The sequence below is a fragment of the Ramlibacter sp. AN1133 genome (genome assembly GCF_037890035.1).
Lineage (GTDB): Bacteria > Pseudomonadota > Gammaproteobacteria > Burkholderiales > Burkholderiaceae_C > Ramlibacter.
Map to the genome: position 1 here is coordinate 58,919 of NZ_JBBKTQ010000013.1, position 16,022 is coordinate 74,940.

At 61.3% G+C, this 16,022-nt stretch carries 12 protein-coding genes, 1 tRNA gene and 1 pseudogene; 7 read left to right on the forward strand and 7 right to left on the reverse strand.

Going from position 1 to position 16,022, the window contains the following annotated elements:
* The first annotated feature begins 128 nt into the window (after positions 1 to 128).
* Complete coding sequence (locus tag WG923_RS18495) at positions 129 to 323, forward strand: hypothetical protein (RefSeq protein ID WP_340352460.1); 195 nt, start codon at positions 129 to 131, stop codon at positions 321 to 323.
* Positions 324 to 721: 398 nt separating this feature from the next.
* Here the strand turns inward: WG923_RS18495 and WG923_RS18500 are convergent, their stop codons facing one another.
* The gene (locus tag WG923_RS18500) at positions 722 to 1,399 is read right to left on the reverse strand and encodes a hypothetical protein (RefSeq protein WP_340352461.1); all 678 of its coding nucleotides are present in this window, start codon (positions 1,397 to 1,399) and stop codon (positions 722 to 724) included.
* Between the two features lie 89 nt (positions 1,400 to 1,488).
* Here WG923_RS18500 and WG923_RS18505 point away from each other — a divergent pair, with 89 nt between their 5' ends.
* The 3 genes from WG923_RS18505 (at position 1,489) to WG923_RS30440 (ending at position 3,177) form a co-directional block, all read left to right on the forward strand.
* Entirely contained in the window at positions 1,489 to 2,496 is a 1,008-nt protein-coding gene (locus WG923_RS18505; protein ID WP_340352462.1) for a hypothetical protein, read from the forward strand.
* Between the two features lie 61 nt (positions 2,497 to 2,557).
* Positions 2,558 to 2,809 carry a hypothetical protein gene (locus WG923_RS18510; protein WP_340352463.1) on the forward strand — a complete coding sequence of 84 codons (252 nt, stop codon included), beginning with the start codon at positions 2,558 to 2,560 and terminating at the stop codon, positions 2,807 to 2,809.
* A 26-nt stretch (positions 2,810 to 2,835) separates the two neighbouring features.
* Positions 2,836 to 3,177 carry a biotin/lipoyl-containing protein gene (locus WG923_RS30440; protein ID WP_445322946.1) on the forward strand — a complete coding sequence of 114 codons (342 nt, stop codon included), beginning with the start codon at positions 2,836 to 2,838 and terminating at the stop codon, positions 3,175 to 3,177.
* Between the two features lie 85 nt (positions 3,178 to 3,262).
* On the opposite strand, the gene WG923_RS18515 is transcribed toward WG923_RS30440, so the two are convergent.
* From WG923_RS18515 to WG923_RS18525, 3 genes are all read right to left on the reverse strand, one after another.
* On the reverse strand, positions 3,263 to 3,850 hold the full coding sequence (locus tag WG923_RS18515; RefSeq protein WP_340352464.1) for a hypothetical protein: 588 nt from the start codon (positions 3,848 to 3,850) through the stop codon (positions 3,263 to 3,265).
* Between the two features lie 817 nt (positions 3,851 to 4,667).
* On the reverse strand, positions 4,668 to 5,300 hold the full coding sequence (locus tag WG923_RS18520) for a hypothetical protein (protein ID WP_340352465.1): 633 nt from the start codon (positions 5,298 to 5,300) through the stop codon (positions 4,668 to 4,670).
* A 61-nt stretch (positions 5,301 to 5,361) separates the two neighbouring features.
* Complete coding sequence (locus WG923_RS18525) at positions 5,362 to 5,835, reverse strand: hypothetical protein (RefSeq protein ID WP_340352466.1); 474 nt, start codon at positions 5,833 to 5,835, stop codon at positions 5,362 to 5,364.
* A 717-nt stretch (positions 5,836 to 6,552) separates the two neighbouring features.
* Here WG923_RS18525 and WG923_RS18530 point away from each other — a divergent pair.
* The 3 genes and pseudogenes from WG923_RS18530 to WG923_RS18540 all read left to right on the forward strand — a co-directional run bounded on the left by WG923_RS18530 (position 6,553) and on the right by WG923_RS18540 (position 11,778).
* Entirely contained in the window at positions 6,553 to 7,176 is a 624-nt protein-coding gene (locus WG923_RS18530) for a hypothetical protein (RefSeq protein ID WP_340352467.1), read from the forward strand.
* A 355-nt stretch (positions 7,177 to 7,531) separates the two neighbouring features.
* Complete coding sequence (locus tag WG923_RS18535) at positions 7,532 to 10,087, forward strand: CHAP domain-containing protein (protein ID WP_340352468.1); 2,556 nt, start codon at positions 7,532 to 7,534, stop codon at positions 10,085 to 10,087.
* Between the two features lie 246 nt (positions 10,088 to 10,333).
* Positions 10,334 to 11,778 (forward strand): annotated as a pseudogene (locus tag WG923_RS18540) (IS1182 family transposase).
* 146 nt (positions 11,779 to 11,924) lie between these two features.
* Here the strand turns inward: WG923_RS18540 and WG923_RS18545 are convergent.
* From WG923_RS18545 to WG923_RS18555, 3 genes are all read right to left on the reverse strand, one after another.
* Entirely contained in the window at positions 11,925 to 12,434 is a 510-nt protein-coding gene (locus tag WG923_RS18545; protein WP_340352469.1) for a nuclear transport factor 2 family protein, read from the reverse strand.
* Between the two features lie 1,260 nt (positions 12,435 to 13,694).
* Positions 13,695 to 14,990 (reverse strand): hypothetical protein, encoded by a 1,296-nt coding sequence (locus tag WG923_RS18550; protein ID WP_340352470.1) that lies wholly within the window; start codon positions 14,988 to 14,990, stop codon positions 13,695 to 13,697.
* Positions 14,991 to 15,924: 934 nt separating this feature from the next.
* A tRNA-Val gene (locus WG923_RS18555) sits at positions 15,925 to 15,999 on the reverse strand.
* Positions 16,000 to 16,022: the final 23 nt, after the last annotated feature.

The following is a 16,022-nucleotide window of genomic DNA, read 5'->3' on the forward strand; positions in this document are numbered from 1 at the left end:
GCCCGTGTGCCGTCCGTCGCAGCGCATGAACCCATTCGCTCCGTGGCGGAGTTCCTCCGGGAGTGCAACGGCATTCGCCAGGGGCCGCGCGGCAGCTTGGGAAGACATGCGAAAAGGAGTAGCGCAGGATGACCGAACAGGCCTATACCCTCAAAGAGTTCGCCAAGACCCACAAGATCGGCAAGACCAAAACCTATGAAGAGATCAATGCGGGGCGCCTGCAGGTCTATAAGGTTGGCACTCGCACATACGTGAGCACGCGCGCGGCCCAAGAATGGCAGCGTCGCCTCGAGGAGGAGGCGCGACGCAGTTCGGTGCAGTGAATCTGCGCGCGGTTCGGCATTCATGAGTGGATTAGGCACGCCCTCGGGTGATCGGCCCCATGCAGGCGCGAAGCACGAACTAGCGCTGTGCTCCCCCGTCGGCGATGCCCGCAAATGGCCGAAACCAGCCTAGATCTCTATTTGCTCCGAGATCTCGAGCGCGTCGTCCACTTCCACTCCCAATTACTGAACGATACTTTGCTGCATCGCGTCGTCCTGCGTAATGGCGGACGGAGAAGGTGCACCCCGAATTTCCGCCCTGGAAAGAGGTAGTCACCGGGGCGCAGCTGCGGACGTGCAACTCGTGCGGCCAAAGCGTCGCGAGTCGCATCCGTGATTTCGAATTGCACCGGGCGCTGTGTTTTGCGCTGCATAGCGATCGCGCGAAAAGCGCGCTCTTATGGCGCAGGGTTCTCGCGCCACGGGTGCGGGCGCGCTCCTTCTTTGATCTCCCTAGCGAAGTAGACGAATCCGCCAGGTAGCCGGTCAGGCTCAGGGAAGCGACCAGTGCAGACTGCTTCCAGAGTGCGAATCGCCTTCGAGCGGAGCTTGCTCAAGGCAGTCCGTTCGGAACCGTCGCTGGAATGCTCCTTCCCACCAGTGACCTCTTTGAACTTCTCTTCGGATGTCATGGGGCGATGCGAGCCCTCTCGGATCGCACGCTCAAGCAAGACGAGGCGCAGTGCACGGCGAAGGTAACCCACTTTGACCTCCGCATTGGGCGCGTGGGCGAGCGCTTCCCACGGACGACGACCCACTGGAAACTCGGCCGGCTCCAAGCACCGGATGCGTGCGTCCAAGGTCTCTTCGAATGCTTTCATCAGCAAGGCCTTCGGTGCACGAAGGTCAGCGAAGAAGACTCCGTGGTACCAATAGTAAGCAGGGAACATGCGCATCGCGAATTCGAAGCCATTCACTGCCTTCTTGACATCCGGAAGCGACACATCGAATAGAGGCGGCGCAACATGGAATTCCGACTTGTTTCGTTGAAACCAAGCGTCGAATTCCTCTTCTTCGCGAGGGCCCAAATAGTCCAACATGATGGCGTCCCACTGCTGACGGTCGCTCGCCTCCATGTAGTCGAACCATAGGGTTAGCACGTCTCGCGCCAGCGGACGCAAATCATGGTTGTCTCCTATCCCGTTACCTTCTACCTGGAGCCCAGATGAACCGCCAGACCTTCCGCGCCTCCCCCTCCGTCCGCGCCTTCCTCGAGTGGGCCGGCCCGCTGCCCTGGGCTCGTCCCAAGGACTTGCAACAGGGTGCGCTCCCGCCGGCGGGCATGCACGGCGGCTTGGCGGTGGCGCCGCGACATCCGCTGGCCGGCCTTCAGGTGCGCCTGGACATCCCGAGCAGCAAATTCGTGCCGCGCGGCATCTCCAAGGCGGTGCCCTTTTCTGAGCTGCCGCTGCACTACCTGTGGCGCGCGCCCAACATGGTCTATGGCGACATCGCCGAGGCCGGGCGTTACCTGGGAATGCTGCGCGACCAGCTGCAGCAGGCGACGGCTTGCAACGACTGGAATTGGGCCCAGAACGTCTGCTTCGATCTGCTACTGTGGGGCGGGGAGCGGAACCGGGAGCGTGGCGCCCGGCCGGAGATTCAAGCCATGGCCGCTTGCCTGTGCCAGTACCTGCGGAGTTGCGATGCCCTGATCCGCCTGGACACCGCTGACCTCGCCGCGGACGGCAGCCTGGCGGGCGTGCCGCACTTCAGCAGCATGTGGGTGAAGGTCTATGCCCTCATGAGCGGTAGCCCCATCTACGACTCGCGCGTTGCCGGCGCGATCGCGACGCTGGTGGAGACGTGGCGCATCCAGAGCCGCGCGACGCACCTGCCCCTCCCGGTGGAGCTCACCTTTCCGTCGGTGGCAAACCGGCAAGACCGCACCGTGCAGCGCCGCTACCCCGGTGCACAGGACCCTGGTCGGCTGCGGTACGGCGCCCTGACCACTGCGTCCCGCTGGGCGGGCGCGACCGTGCGCCTGGGATGGCTGATTCAGGAGCTGCTGCGCGGCGATCGGGACTGGCGGGTGGCGCACTGCGTGGAGGCGGCCTTGTTCATGGCGGGCTACGACACGGCCGGGATCGACCCGGTGGCGCGTGCGCCGGCGCGACCCCGGCGCGCGAAGGGCTCGCAAGCCGGCACGGGTGCTGCTCTGGGCGTGGTCTGAGAGGCGCGTGCGCCACCGTCACCGTCGCAAGCGCGCCACTTTCATCCCTGGCCGGCGCGCGATGTCGCTCTCGCAAGCCGCATGGCACCGCACGTGCGAGACGACCTTCGCCCTCGCCGATCACCCGCAGGGAATCTCGCTAAAGTACCCGGGCTTTCCCGGGGAGGTGGACGAGGAAGAGGCCGCGCTCCTCTGGTGGGTGGAGGAGATGGCCGTCCTGGACATTCAGCCCAAGGACTTCGAGCCCGCCGTGAGCGGGAACGAGATGTTCGCGTGGCTGGAGCACAGCCTCCAGGGAGGGCAGCTGCATTGAGCACTACGATCGTGTGCGCGCCGCCCGTGGACAGCGGCGCCGCTGAAGTCGCGCGCATCCACGTTGCTGCCGGCGCGCAGGTCGCGGCCGGAGATCTGCTCGTGACGCTCGAGACGCCCTGCGTGTACGTCGACGTGGAGGTGCCTCGCTCCCGCATGGTGCGGTCGCTGGAGGTGGCCCTTGGGGACCGGGTGGTCCAAGGCGAGCAGCTGCTCGTGGTGGGCGACGTGCGCGAGGCGCTGCCGGTCACCCGGCCAGATCCAGCCTCTCCCACATGGAAGCTTGGGGGGCCGCGGCCAAAGTGTCCCTCAGTAGGAAGCGCGATCAGCCACATCGAGGTAATAGTGGACCAACGGAGAAATGGCTAGCCGGTCCACGTCGGGTCCCACGCGACGGAGACATCATCATTCTGATTCTCCGGAAGCCTTGCTCCGCTTGCCCCATTGGGGGAGCTCACCGCATTAAGGTGGCGACGAGATAGTCTTGCGCGGGCACCGCGTCGGGACTCGTCGAGGAAGGATGCTGAATCCTGAAGCAACGTATGGAGCCAGGCAGTTTGCAGGACCAAAGGTGATCCTTCGGGATCCCGATGTCAGCGTCATAGTGCCGAGACTCTGTGCAAGCCGCGTTCGGGCCCTGCGTTGGGAACAGGCTGCGCCGATACTCCACCACATCTCGATGGACGCCGTGCGCGAAGATGACGATGTCTGGCTTCAGCACCCGTAGTTGCGCACGCAGCAGGACCTCTGAGTAGCGCTTCACCTTCTCCCGCACTGCCTGATCCTTGCACTGCAACGGATTGCCTGCGTTCCAAGCGAAGCAGAACAGGTTCGCATAGATGATCGCGTCGTTCGGATACGTACGCCCCACGCGTCGCGTGAAATTGTGGAAGCTCCTGCCGCGATCCGGGCAAGTCTTCCGGAGAACCTCGTCAAAGAACGCAGCCTGTTTGCTGATGGCTGCTGCGACGTACTCGGAAACTCCCGCGGCCGGCCCAAGCCCGGTGATCCGCCATTTCCGGGTCTCGCGTCCGATGATCATGATTCGGCGCCCCCCAGGGCGGCCGCCACTTGGAGGCCCCGCCACGAACAGGCCTGAAAGACCAGGTTCCATGCCTGTCGGGAGGTCGACGGACTCAATGTCCTCAAGTGCCTGCAAATACGCCTTTAGAAGGATATTGGACGTGGCCGTCGCACTGTGTTGCCACGTGACCAAGTCGGATGGCTCCAGAGATGCATCCGCAAGGACGAAAGGAGGTTCGGAAAGCTGAGTCACGAGTGGGTTTCTACACCATATCAGTGGTGATGCAAGCACAGTCGCGGGGGGAGGAGGCCACCTACACTAGATTTCGCGAATTGCGCCAGCGCGAGCGACCCGCGACTTCGAGTTGTTCAGACCTTCCCTAACGTCGGAGTTGACCGGCGCGCACCGGCAAGGCGCCGCGAGACGTATGCTCCCGGGCACGGCTTGCGGCGCCTTGCCGGTGCGTGTCCGCGTCGACCTGTTAGACCGCAACTTCACCGACACCTCGGGCATGCCTCACCCCTAGGGTAGGGGATGCCGTGTTCAGGGCAGTAGACGTACATGCTGATAGCCCCTCCAGATCCTCCGTAGTATCCGCCGCCAGAATGGGAAGCCCGGGCGGCCTTCTTCGCAGCAGGCCGTTTCGCCGCACTCTTCTTCGCCCCTGCGCGTTTGGCTGTCGTTTTCTTCGCTGCCCCACCGCTAAAAAGTCTCTTTCGGGCGATCGTCTTTGCCGCTGTTTTCGCCGGGACTGCCTTCCGCGCTGTCGTCTTCTTCGCAGTGGCCTTCGCAGCCAACTTCTTCGAACCCGCACTTGTGCTCTTCGCTGTCCGGGTTATCTTTTTCGCCGTAATCTTCTTACCGGGGGTCTTCTTTGTCGCCACAGGTCCTCTCCTTCTCGTTGGCTTTCGTCGAGAGCGCTCAAGTACTGCCAGTCCACTGAGATCCGAATTGTGTGGTCAAGTGCCCATGGGATCAAGGCAGCCAGGGACGCCGCATAGACGAAATGTTCTTCTAGCTTGGCACCGAACAGGAGCGTGATCAGCGTGAGGATCAACGATAAGGAGGCCATTTCAGTCAAGGCAGACTCGAGTTGACCATGCCAACGCCGCGACTTGTACGACTGCAGATTCGAAGCGCTCACGTAGCTAAGAAAACTGACAAGTGAAAACCAGATGGAAGCCTGCAATCCCAATCGGCTAGTCGCGTCCAGGACTGCCAAGGCCGCAACTGCCGTGAAGCTGAAGCCTGCGAGGGACAGAATGGTTTCTCGATGGAGGTCGCGCTCTTGCGCCGCTTCAGCAACGCGCGGGATCATCAGCCAGTCCCAATAGACCGACAGCAGAAGCCGAGTCACGACTGGCAGCGCAGGCAGCGCGTAGAACAAGTCGAGGTCCACGCCTTTGCGGTCTAACGTAAAGGTGACCGGCACGTTGCGGCAAGGCGCCGCGAGGTGCAGGATATCCAACGGCGCCTCGCGGCGCCTTGCCGCAACGTGTCCGAGTCGACCGACCTGTTAGGCCGCAAGCTCATGGCGCTCGTTTTTGCACTGTGGGAATTGCACTCAGACCATAGCCCGTTTCCGAAAGCATTGCCTGAATGAGAGCGTCTTGCTTGGCTTTGGGCTTCTGCCACCACGGCCCCTCTGCTGCAGACAGCTCGAAAATTGCCACCTTGGTCTTTGGACCGAAGTAGGCTTGACTGAGGAGCAAAACGCTCTGAAATTCGCCTTGTGCTTCGGCGAGCTTCTCAATGAGTTCGGCTGGCATCTTGGCAGCGCCGTCGGGCGCGCTCAGGTGTTGCCTGTAGCGCTCCCATAGGTCCTGCAGGCCAGGTGACTTTCCAAACACCTTTGCAGCCCGATCAATCAAGGCTATTCGTTGATCCACGAGCTTCCCCTCAAGCTCGATGGTTTTCTGAATCTCGGCCTGACGTGCACTCGTCACGCCAGCGATAAGAACACCTCCAAGAGATCCGGCAACGCCCACCATGCCAACCAACACGGGAATCGCGAAGTCGCGGGCCCACTGACCCCGTTGGGGACGGGCATGTACTCTCATACTCATGTCTTGTCTGCGGCCTAACGAATAGCGTTTATCTGCCGCCACGCAGCGTTTCGATAGTTCACGAGTCCTCCCGCGGCAGATAAACCTCGCTGAAATGAACCGCCGGCGCCGGCGGCTTGCTATTGGGCAGTGTAAGGTTGGAGGCCGGCCTGCAGCAATGGAACTGTGGCGGGGACACGGCGGCGCGTGTGCGCATTGGGGTCACCGCATCCACTACTTGGAGGATTGCGAACCTCCTGCGATCCTACCCTCGCGATTGGGCGCGTGCCTCCTGAATGGAGGACGCAGCCGCCTCTGCCCACGGCGTGACGGCCACCGAAGGTTGGCTCCTGCATGTCGGAGATCTCGTATTCGTTGGCGCTAGCGGAGCTGGAAGAAAGTCGCTCGCGCGCCCAGTATCAAGGCCGGTAGTGGCCGAACTCTGCCCTCGCACTGCTGCCTGCGAGATAGTCCGGCCTGCAAGGAGACCAGCTCACCCGAATCAGGCGCTAGTAGGGCCGCAGCAGTTCGAGATGGCACCTTCATTCTCAGCGTCGCCGGGCTGCGAAAGGTACGGCAGCACGTCATTCTACCAAAGCGGCCCTCACGGCAGCAGCATTTTGGGCGGTGGTATCGCGCATCCTCCAAACAGAGGAGAACGAACGACGAGCAAGATTGCTCCAGCTCAAACGTTCCGGCGAATTCCTGCGGCAGGCTCTCAAGGTTCAATTAGCGTTAAAAGGACATCCTATGAGACATCGAAGCTCTCAGTTCGGATACGGCCGCCAAATCGGGAGGCGCCTCCTCGTCGCCTCTCTATTGTTGGTGACATGCAGAGTTGCCCTTTCGCAAGCGGACGGTGTAGCCTTCCCCCGAGCTACTCCGGGGTTCACGCCGAAGAAGCTCTATCAAGTTGATTCCTCCAAAGCTTGGAAAGCTGCAATTGACGCAATCAACTTGAACGGCCTTGCCATCGCAAATGCAAATCGTGACGCGAACCAGATTAGCACGGCCGGCAAGGCTGGCCCTTCTGAAGGTGGGGGCGTCTTTGTCGGCAAGCTGGTTACCCAGTATCGATACGTCATCACGTTTGTTGCGGTTTCGCCGAAAGCGACTCAGATCAACGTGACGCCCATTCTGGAAGCTCGACGACTCGCTGCTGGTCTGGGAAAAGCTTTGTCTGGCAACAATGCGGTCAGTGACGTGAACTGGATTGACGCAACGGGGGACAACCCGCACGATGCGGAGCAGTTGCGGAACTGGATGTACGAGCAGATCGAGCAGTCTCTTTCACAGTGAGCCACGAATGTGAGCACTCCGCCAGGTGCCGATCCCGTGGCCCACTGCGGCGACACTTTGTCCGCCGTAAAAGCGGGGTAAGACTCAGCGCGCCGGGGGCGGGCGAACGCGCGAGGGCCATTTGATGCTTCCTGGGTTGCGCATTCTTGCCTCGCCGCGGAGGTCGAAGGCTGGCTTTCGGACGCGATTCAGACGTGAGTGAGTGGAAGGCGCAATTGCTCCTTCACTCCGCTGGAGTCGCTGGCTGCGACGACCCTGCTTCGTAGTTTTATGCGGCGCAGCGAAAAGCCATCGTGCGACTTGAGGCTGCGTGGCAAACGACCTTCGTGTACAAGCGGGATCGAGAGGAAAAGCAATGGACGCCATCGAACACGGCGCGCGCCTACCGTCGCGACGCGGAAGATTTCTTGCAGCTGCTTGGGCAAGCATTTTGTTGGCAGCGTGTGGCGGCGGCAGCGGGGGCGACGGAGTAACTGCGGCCCCCGCGCCGACGACGCCGACCTCGCCGACCTCGCCGACCTCGCCGACCTCGCCGACCTCGCCGACCTCGCCGACCTCGCCTGCAGATTCTCCCCTGGCCTCTCAGGTCGTTATTTACGCCAATGCCTCCGACTTGGCGGGCGGGGGTTACGCGGGGAGAGTCGAGGACGCGCCTGTCGATCGCGCCTCGACCTTCGACATCTCCAGTCAAGTCCTTGCAAGCGTACGGGTGCTGGCCGCCCAGCAGCTCGCTTCAGTCGAAATCGTTCAGGAACCAAGCAACGAATTTCCGCCAGCGCTCATGGCAACCGCCGACAGCGCGCCCGCAGTTCCTTACAACAAGCCTGCTCCAGCAGGTTTCAAGGAGAAGGACACTCCGGGATGCCGCTATCCGTCCGTAATCGGTGGCTACTGCCCGTATAACTGTACGGAATACGCGTACAACCGGCGCGAACAGATTCGTGTTCTCCTCGGCAAGAGTAAGCCGAGCCTTACCGGCGCCGGCGACGCGAAGAAGTGGAAGGCCGCGTACCAAGTGGCGGGTTACACGACAGGCCACGTTCCCCGACCCGGAGCGGTAAGGGTCGTGACCAGCATCAATCACGTGCAGTTCGTGGAAAAGGTCTGGTCCAGTAAATCTGGCGTACTGCTGGGGTACTTGGTCTCAGAGAGAAACTACACGCCAGGAGAGATTGGTTTTCGCTGTTATGGATCGTGCGCTGGTCCGATCCCCACGTGGAGCTTCGTGAAGATCAATCCGAAAAAGGACCTCCCGCTGAAGGACAGCCAAGACGATGACAGCTTCTTCATCTACATGGACGAGAGCGACTACAAGTCAATCGGCCTCTCCAAACCTGAAGGTCCGCCGTCCCTCTTCGTGACAAGACTGAGCAGCGGCGCAGCCACCCTGTCTTGGACGCCGCCAAGCGGAAGCTCGGGGATCGCAAGCTATAGCGTCCAGCGCGACGGAGCGCTGCTCGCAACGACCGGCGCCCAAACGTTTTCCGACCCTCAAACTACTGCCTCCGCCTGCTACACGGTCTCCGCGACTTATGCGGACGGCACGAGTTCGGCGCCCTCTTTAGCATCATGCGCCCCAGCGACACAGGCTAAACCGCTGGCGACACCAGTGCTCTCCGGTGCTTGCAGTGGCAACAGCGCCAACCTGAGTTGGACGGGTGGTGAGACGGCACAGACTGCCCTTATATTGAGGAATGCCGAGATCATCGACACCAGGTCGGCCGTCGCCGGATCGACCCCGGCGCTCGCGCCCGCCAACAGTGGTTTCACCGTTCGCCTGACCCGTTCCAACGGTGAGGCGGCTGAATCGAACCTGGTTAACCTGTCGTGCTTCACGCAGTCGACGCAAGTCGTTTCCCTCACACCGCTCGGAACGGCACCACTCTCCGGCGGCGAGCGGCTCGTGAAAGGATTGGCTTCGGCCCCATATTTCCTGACGATTCAATCGGGGCAGCAAAGCGACCGCTTGACCGCCCTCGATCCAGCGACTGGCGTCACCAGCATCTCGGACCTGTTCACGACGAACACTTGGCTCACCCAGGCGACGGCGAACAACGATGGGATGGTGGTTCTTACGGCGCGAGGGGACGGCTCTGCGCTTGTTTACGCTCGCAATGGCCGCACGGACTTTACGCCTGGCGTAGGGTGGGTCGAGACCCAGATTGCGGGTGCTGGGGCCCAGTTCCCCATCGACATCACACTGCCAGGGAATCAACTCGCGCAGCCATGGGTTCTTCTCAAGAGCCCGCGCACGCCGTACATCGCCGTCGCCAACAACACCAGCGCCGCGGCGGACGGGACTGCACCCGTGTGGATCTTCAAACTGGACGCTGGAAGGGCAACTCTCGTGAAGACTATCCGGCTGCCGGGCACGTTTGTTCGCGCAGCATACCTCGCCGATGCATACCTCTACGTGCAAGGCGGAGACGACAAGCTGCGCAAGTACGCGAACGACGGGCCCGACTCGCAGTCCGTCGCTCAAGTCACGCTCCAGCAGCCAAGCCAAGGAACAATCGGAGAGCTTGCGTGCAGCGCTGACGTGTGTGTCGCGCGAGCGAATTCGACCGCGACGTTGGAGGTCGTCGACGTTGCGAAGCAATCGAGCGCAGTGCGCCTGTTCGGCCTCAAGTTCATTGACGGCTACACGGTGCTCGGAAACCTGCTGGTCACGTTCACGTTCCAGAATGGAACCTGCAACGCTTCAGCCTACGCTCTGACCGGGAAGTTGATGGCAAGCTCAGACGTGTCCTGCCTCTCCGGATCCATTCTGTCGTACGGACTCGACCGACTAGGCGCATACGACACGTGGACCGACACGGCAATCATTGGCGCATCGACCACAGCCGTGCAGCCACCAAACGGAGCAGTCGTCAGCAAGCTGCTGCGATGGCGACTCTCAGGCATCAAGTAAACAGTCGCGGCGCGGCCGCGTTGATCCGACCTTCCCCAGCCGCGCTCTTCCTATTCGGCGCTGTTTCGCAGGCTTGCCTCGAGCTGGGCATCGCCCCAGAATTCACCCGAGCCTGCCGGCCGCGGACTAATGCTGCGTCGCACTGGGCCTGAGCGGGTGGCCACCGACAGTTTGGCTGCTCCTGGCCGAGGCTGTGTGAAAACGGTCTAAGCTCGTACACTCCGGCAACTCGCGCCGGAGGTGCCCATGCCTCGTTACGTGGAAGGCAGTGCCCGAGACCAGGTGACGCTGTTGCCCGAGTGCCTGGACGACTACATCACGGAGGACAATCCGGTCCGCGTGGTCGATGCCTTCGTCGAGCAACTGAATCTCGAGAAGCTCGGATTCGAGAGGACGGCGCCGGCGAGCACGGTGCGACAGTCCTATCACCCGGCGGTGCTGCTCAAGATCTACATCTACGGCTACCTGAATCGGATCCAATCGAGCCGGCGGCTCGAGCGGGAGTGTCAGCTCAACATCGAGCTGATGTGGCTCACGAGCCGTTTGGCGCCGGACTTCAAGACGATCGCGGACTTCCGACGTGACAGTGGTGCTGGCATCCGCGCGGCATGCGTTCGTTTCGTTGTGCTGTGTCGGGAACTCAAGCTGTTCTCGCAGGCCGCTGTCGCCATCGACAGCAGCAAGTTCAAGGCCGTCAACAGCCGCGACCGCAACTTCACGCCAGGCAAGATCGAGCGGCGCAAGCAGCAGATCGAGCAGAGTGTGCAGCGCTACCTTGACGCGCTGGAGACGGCGGATCGCACGCACCCACAGGAGTTTCAGGCAAAGACCAAGCGGCTGCAGCAGAAGATCGCGACCCTGCGCGATCAGATGCGTCGGCTCGATGCCATCAAGGAGCAACTCGCCTGCGAGCCGGACGGTCAGCTCTCGCTGACGGACCCTGACTCCCGCTCCATGATTTCCCAGGCGAAGAGGACCGGCACTGTGGGCTACGACGTCCAGGCGGCGGTGGATGCGAAGCACCATCTGATCGTCGACCACGAGGTGACGAACGTCGGAAGCGACCGCGCACAGCTGGCAAGAATGGCGATCGCCGCGCGGGACACCCTGGGGAAGAAGAAGCTGCGCGCGTACGCCGACCGCGGCTATTACAGCGCGCCAGAGATCAAGGCTTGCGCCGACGCCGGAATCGCCGCGTACGTCCCCAAGCCGATGACATCGGGTGCGAAGGCCGAAGGCAGGTTCGACAAGAGCGACTTCATCTACATCGCCAAGGACGACGAATACCAGTGCCCCGCAGGCGAGCGCGCGATCTACCGCTTCACGCGCGAGGAGAACGGCCTGCAGATCCGTCGGTATTGGAGCAGCGCCTGCCCGCACTGCCGATGAAGGAACGCTGCACGCCAAGTCCCTTCCGGCGTATCTCAAGATGGGAACACGAATCGGTGCTCGAAGACGTGCAACTCCGGCTGAACAAGCAACCAGAGGCGATGACGCTGCGACGGCGCACGATAGAGCATGTATTCGGAACCCTGAAGCACTGGATGGGAACAGCGCACTTCCTGACCAAGGGGTTGGACAACGTGAGCACGGCAATGAGCCTGCACGTGCTTGCATACAACTTCAAGCGTGTGATTTCGATCCTGGGTATAACCAAGACCATGAACGCGATGATCTGGGTGAGCGGCTGAGATCGCGTATATGCGCTCCGGAGGGCCCCAGAAGGGATACACGCCACCCATCCCGCATATCGCGCGCAACACACCACTGGACGACTCCGCCACGGCATGCGCGTCCTGCTGGCCACGCCGTTTCTCCAGAGCCTCCGGCCGAGATTTCACACGGCCTCGGCCGGGAGCTGCCCTTCCACCGGGCTTCCCCGCGAGCCACCGCTAGTCCGGCGTCCGGCGACGCTGGAGCTGACTTGCACCGCATCGCTGTTCCAGAAGGCGCGGACGCTGTGGATCAATCCAGACAGATCGAATTCGAAAACGTCGACTCCCGAGAAGACTATGGGGCCACCCGCGGTGACACCACGGATCGTCCAGACCATTACCGGGTGCTTTCCGATAACGTAAATCTCGCGCGGTTCGATTCTTATCGACAGGTAGCGAGCCATCTCGCGGTCCCAGAACTCACCGATCTGCTCATGACCTTGACGCACTGGCCCACCAACTGGGTCTTGCTGTCTGGCCTCGGCCGCGAACGTTGCCAGCCATGCTTCCCGACCGCGAGCCGCCCAAGCAGCCGCATACGCCCTATTCGTGCCCTCATGTCGCTTCCTCGTGGGCCTCACGTCCGAAGGATTCACTGTCGCACATTTTGGCCGGGAGCACGGCAGAATCACAAGTGCGGGTATTGGCAGCAACCTACACTACAACGTGCAGGCGCTGGGTGTGTACAAGACACTCCAATCGCTGGGATTTTTTGCCGCTCGTCGGCTCGCTTCGGCGTAACTTCCAGCATAGCTTTCCGCGCGGAGAGCCTTATCGAGACCTAGAGAGCCAATCCGAGCCGAAATAGGGAACAGACGCTGATGAATTAGAGGCGTCTGATGGGCCCCGCGGGTAGCCAAGCCAGGGGGAGGTGCCTGTGAAACAGCAGACAATTACGGCATGGACAGGAGCAAGCCCATGCCTTCGTCAACTAAGTCATCGTCATCGGACCCGTACAAGCACCTAGCTAAGCACGGGCCCGGATGGCTGCTAGCCGCTCTGCTGGTGGAGAGGATCCCGGACATCCTCAGAGAGCTGGGCCCCGCGTGCAAAGGCGCAGCAGTGCTAGCAGCGGCGATCCTGAGCGGCGGTGCTCTGACCTGGGCGTGGAAGGCGTGGCTTTGACGACATGGACGACGACGTCATCAAGGTCGTCCAGCGCACCCACCTGTAGACCCTTTGGGAAGGCACTCGGTACGACATCCGCTAACGACCTAAACGCATGAGGTCCAGTTCTACACTACACCCCACGATCAAAGACCCGTCTTGCGGTTCTGGCGATGGAATCCCGGTTCTTCACCAACAAGGACCGCCACGGGCAGGAGAGCTCTGCGTCGATAAATCAGGGGATGACGCAACGAGCCCGCAAGAAGGCGAACACCACACGCCGCATCCACACGATCCGCAGCGAACGAGCGCGCACTGGCCGGGAAAGGGGAAGGAGAGCAGCCCCTATGAGGTCAACAAGTCCTATTGCTGCAAGTTCACTGAGCTGCGAATGACAAGACACACGGACATTGGAGCTGAGACGCAGTGCTCGCAAGGGCTGGACGCCCCAAGCTCGGCTCAGTGAGAAGCAGACCTTGCTGAAATGGCAGCCTGGGACCTTGATTAAGACCGCTCATTCAGCATCAACGCAAGAACAAGGCCCCGGAGCACGTCGCCATGCTCCTTCGCGAGCAACAAGTCCGGAGAGCCCCGTCGCGCCAGAGATCGAGATCTGGCCACCTTCGGCCGGTTCTGGCCGAACAGCAGTCCTCATTCGTCGCTGATCCGCTTCTTAGAGCGAGGCCGTGGCACGGCCGTTGAAAGGCTACCGATCCCGCAAAAGTGTCGGGGGGAAGCGAACGCCGTGAGGCGCGGAGCCTCCAGTTCCCGCAGGCACGCCCATTTCACTGATCTTCCGGCCCAGAGCGTGGCGCGCCTGGCCCAAGAGGTTCGTCAAAGAGGATCGGCCGCATCTCGTGCCGAATGACGTCTTGCAGCATTCGCTGTGCGATGAAGAGTTGCTCGCGTTGCCTTGCGCGCAGGCGAGTGGTACGTGCATGTACAAGCTCCCCCCGCACCCGCAAGATGCCCGTGAACTCCTCAGCCAGTCTGCGCCGGTCTTGTCTATCCCTGCCCAGCATGAAGGCATACCGGTCCGTAAGACGATTCGAGAGCTCTGACATGCCGCGGTCCTCGTCCCCCAAAATGGATTCAAGTCCGATGCATGCCGCGATAAAAGCCATCGTTTCGTCTTCTTGAAAAGCCGAGTCTTGGTACCATTCGATCGCCGCCACGATGCGGCCGAAACCAGGTACTGAGCCCCGACCAAAGAACCGGCTGGCGAACTCCAGACGCCTTGTGAATGCCAACACCTTCTCGGGGTCATTTGCTGCCGGTCGGATTTTGGGAGTCAGAAGAGTGCCGCCGGGCTCTTCGATTCCCAAGGCGTCTGAAGCGGGCTCGAGCGTTCCAAGTGCCCGGGCTAGTGGGCCCGGCAACTCGCACGGAATGCTCGTATCGGCTGCTACATCAAGGTAGTGCGCTCTCGCTGCGGCCTGCTTGAGTGACAGCGTGGTGACGGCGCGCGTCAGGTTCAGAACGAACAGGAGCTGTTTCACTGTGGAAAGCGCATCGGCAACGGCGGGTTGCGTGCTGCCAGACCTTCCTATCGGCTGTGCGAATCCCGAGATACGCACCTGCAGCATCACCGGCGAGATCGCGATGTATGGGTCTTGGTCTTTGCGGCCCAATGCCGCAATGCGTTTGTTTTCGGCCACTTCCCTGGGCTCAGAGCTTTTCAGAATCGTCTCGGGCGTCAGAGCCACCTCGTATTCACCCCAGTACGGCACGCTGGGTAGCGTGATCTGCACGCTGTACTCACGTGGAAGCGACTCGATATAGGAAATCAAGTACCTTGCAGCGCGATCGGGCAGGTCAGACGGCGGTGTCTGGTTTGGATCATAGTTTCGGCAGAACAGCATATACGCTGACGAGGCAAGCGAAATCACGTCAGCTTCAGCGAGGTCCTTACAGTTCGGCAACGAGTGCACCAAATACTTGAACTCAGCAAACCGCTCGTTGAACACGCCCCCTTTGGACGAGTACAGATCCAAGGCTTGCACGTAGCGGAGGACTGCAGCACGCTGAGAGTCGTGTAGGTTGATCTTTGAATCGACCGCGTTAGGGCGCTGAGCTGTCATTCTGCTATTCGAGTGGCAGCCCGCTCGGATCGCGCAGACACGCAGGGGCAGGCTGATCTGCTGTCACATTGATGTTCCATGTTAACCGTCCACGGTACCGGCAGCTTTAAGAAGCAAATTTTGGCTGAGAAGGACCTTTCAGCCTTTCCGCGTGACCGCTTCTGATCCAAACAGCCCACGGGCAGCAGTTGGCAATAATGCCCGGCAGATCAACCACTCTGGTGTCGCGCGCTACAGTGCACTTGGAAGGGACTGCATGATTGTGTTTTTCGGCGACGAGGCGCGCTTTCTTGCGTGGCTGCATGCCCATCCCGCCGGATAGATAACGACGCAGGACAAGGTGCTCGGGGGCAGAGGCGATCCTCCTGTCCATCGGGCCCACTGCCGCCTAGTAGAGACTCGGCATCGGACGCATTAGACCGACTTGTTCTACATGCAAATATGCTCAGACAGTCTGCAGGGTCTGCAGACACGGGCACAGTGGGGTTTGGGCGCCCACTGCGGACCTGCCCCACGTGCATGCCATGACTTCGGCGCTGGATCCTCGGCGCAACACAGGCTCCTCCAGCTTCACGCGTCGAGTGCCCTCAAGATCCCGTCCTCGGAGGCGAGCCCCCCAAACCGACCGCGCTTGCCGAGTCGAGCGAGCTGAATGCGGGGTGGCCACCGACGGCATGCGTTCGTCACACGCAACCTTCAGCCGCGGACAACCCTGCCCAGCTCCATTCCTGCGCACATCAACGACGCGAAGGTAGTCCAGTGAGCCCAAGAAGGTCATGGAGACGCCGTCGCCGGAGCGAGTGCCGTTAGGGAGGCCTATCCGCTGGCTACAGCGCCTGAAGCGCTTACCAAAAAGGTTTTGACACTTTTTTGACACTGCGAAGAAAAAAGGCACCCGCGTTTCCGCTAAGTGCCTGATTTCCTTCCGAATTTCTGGTGGGTGATACATGGATCGAACATGTGACCCCTGCCGTGTGAAGGCAGTGCTCTACCGCTGAGCTAATCACCCGTTTGCCGGCATTGCGGCAAGAC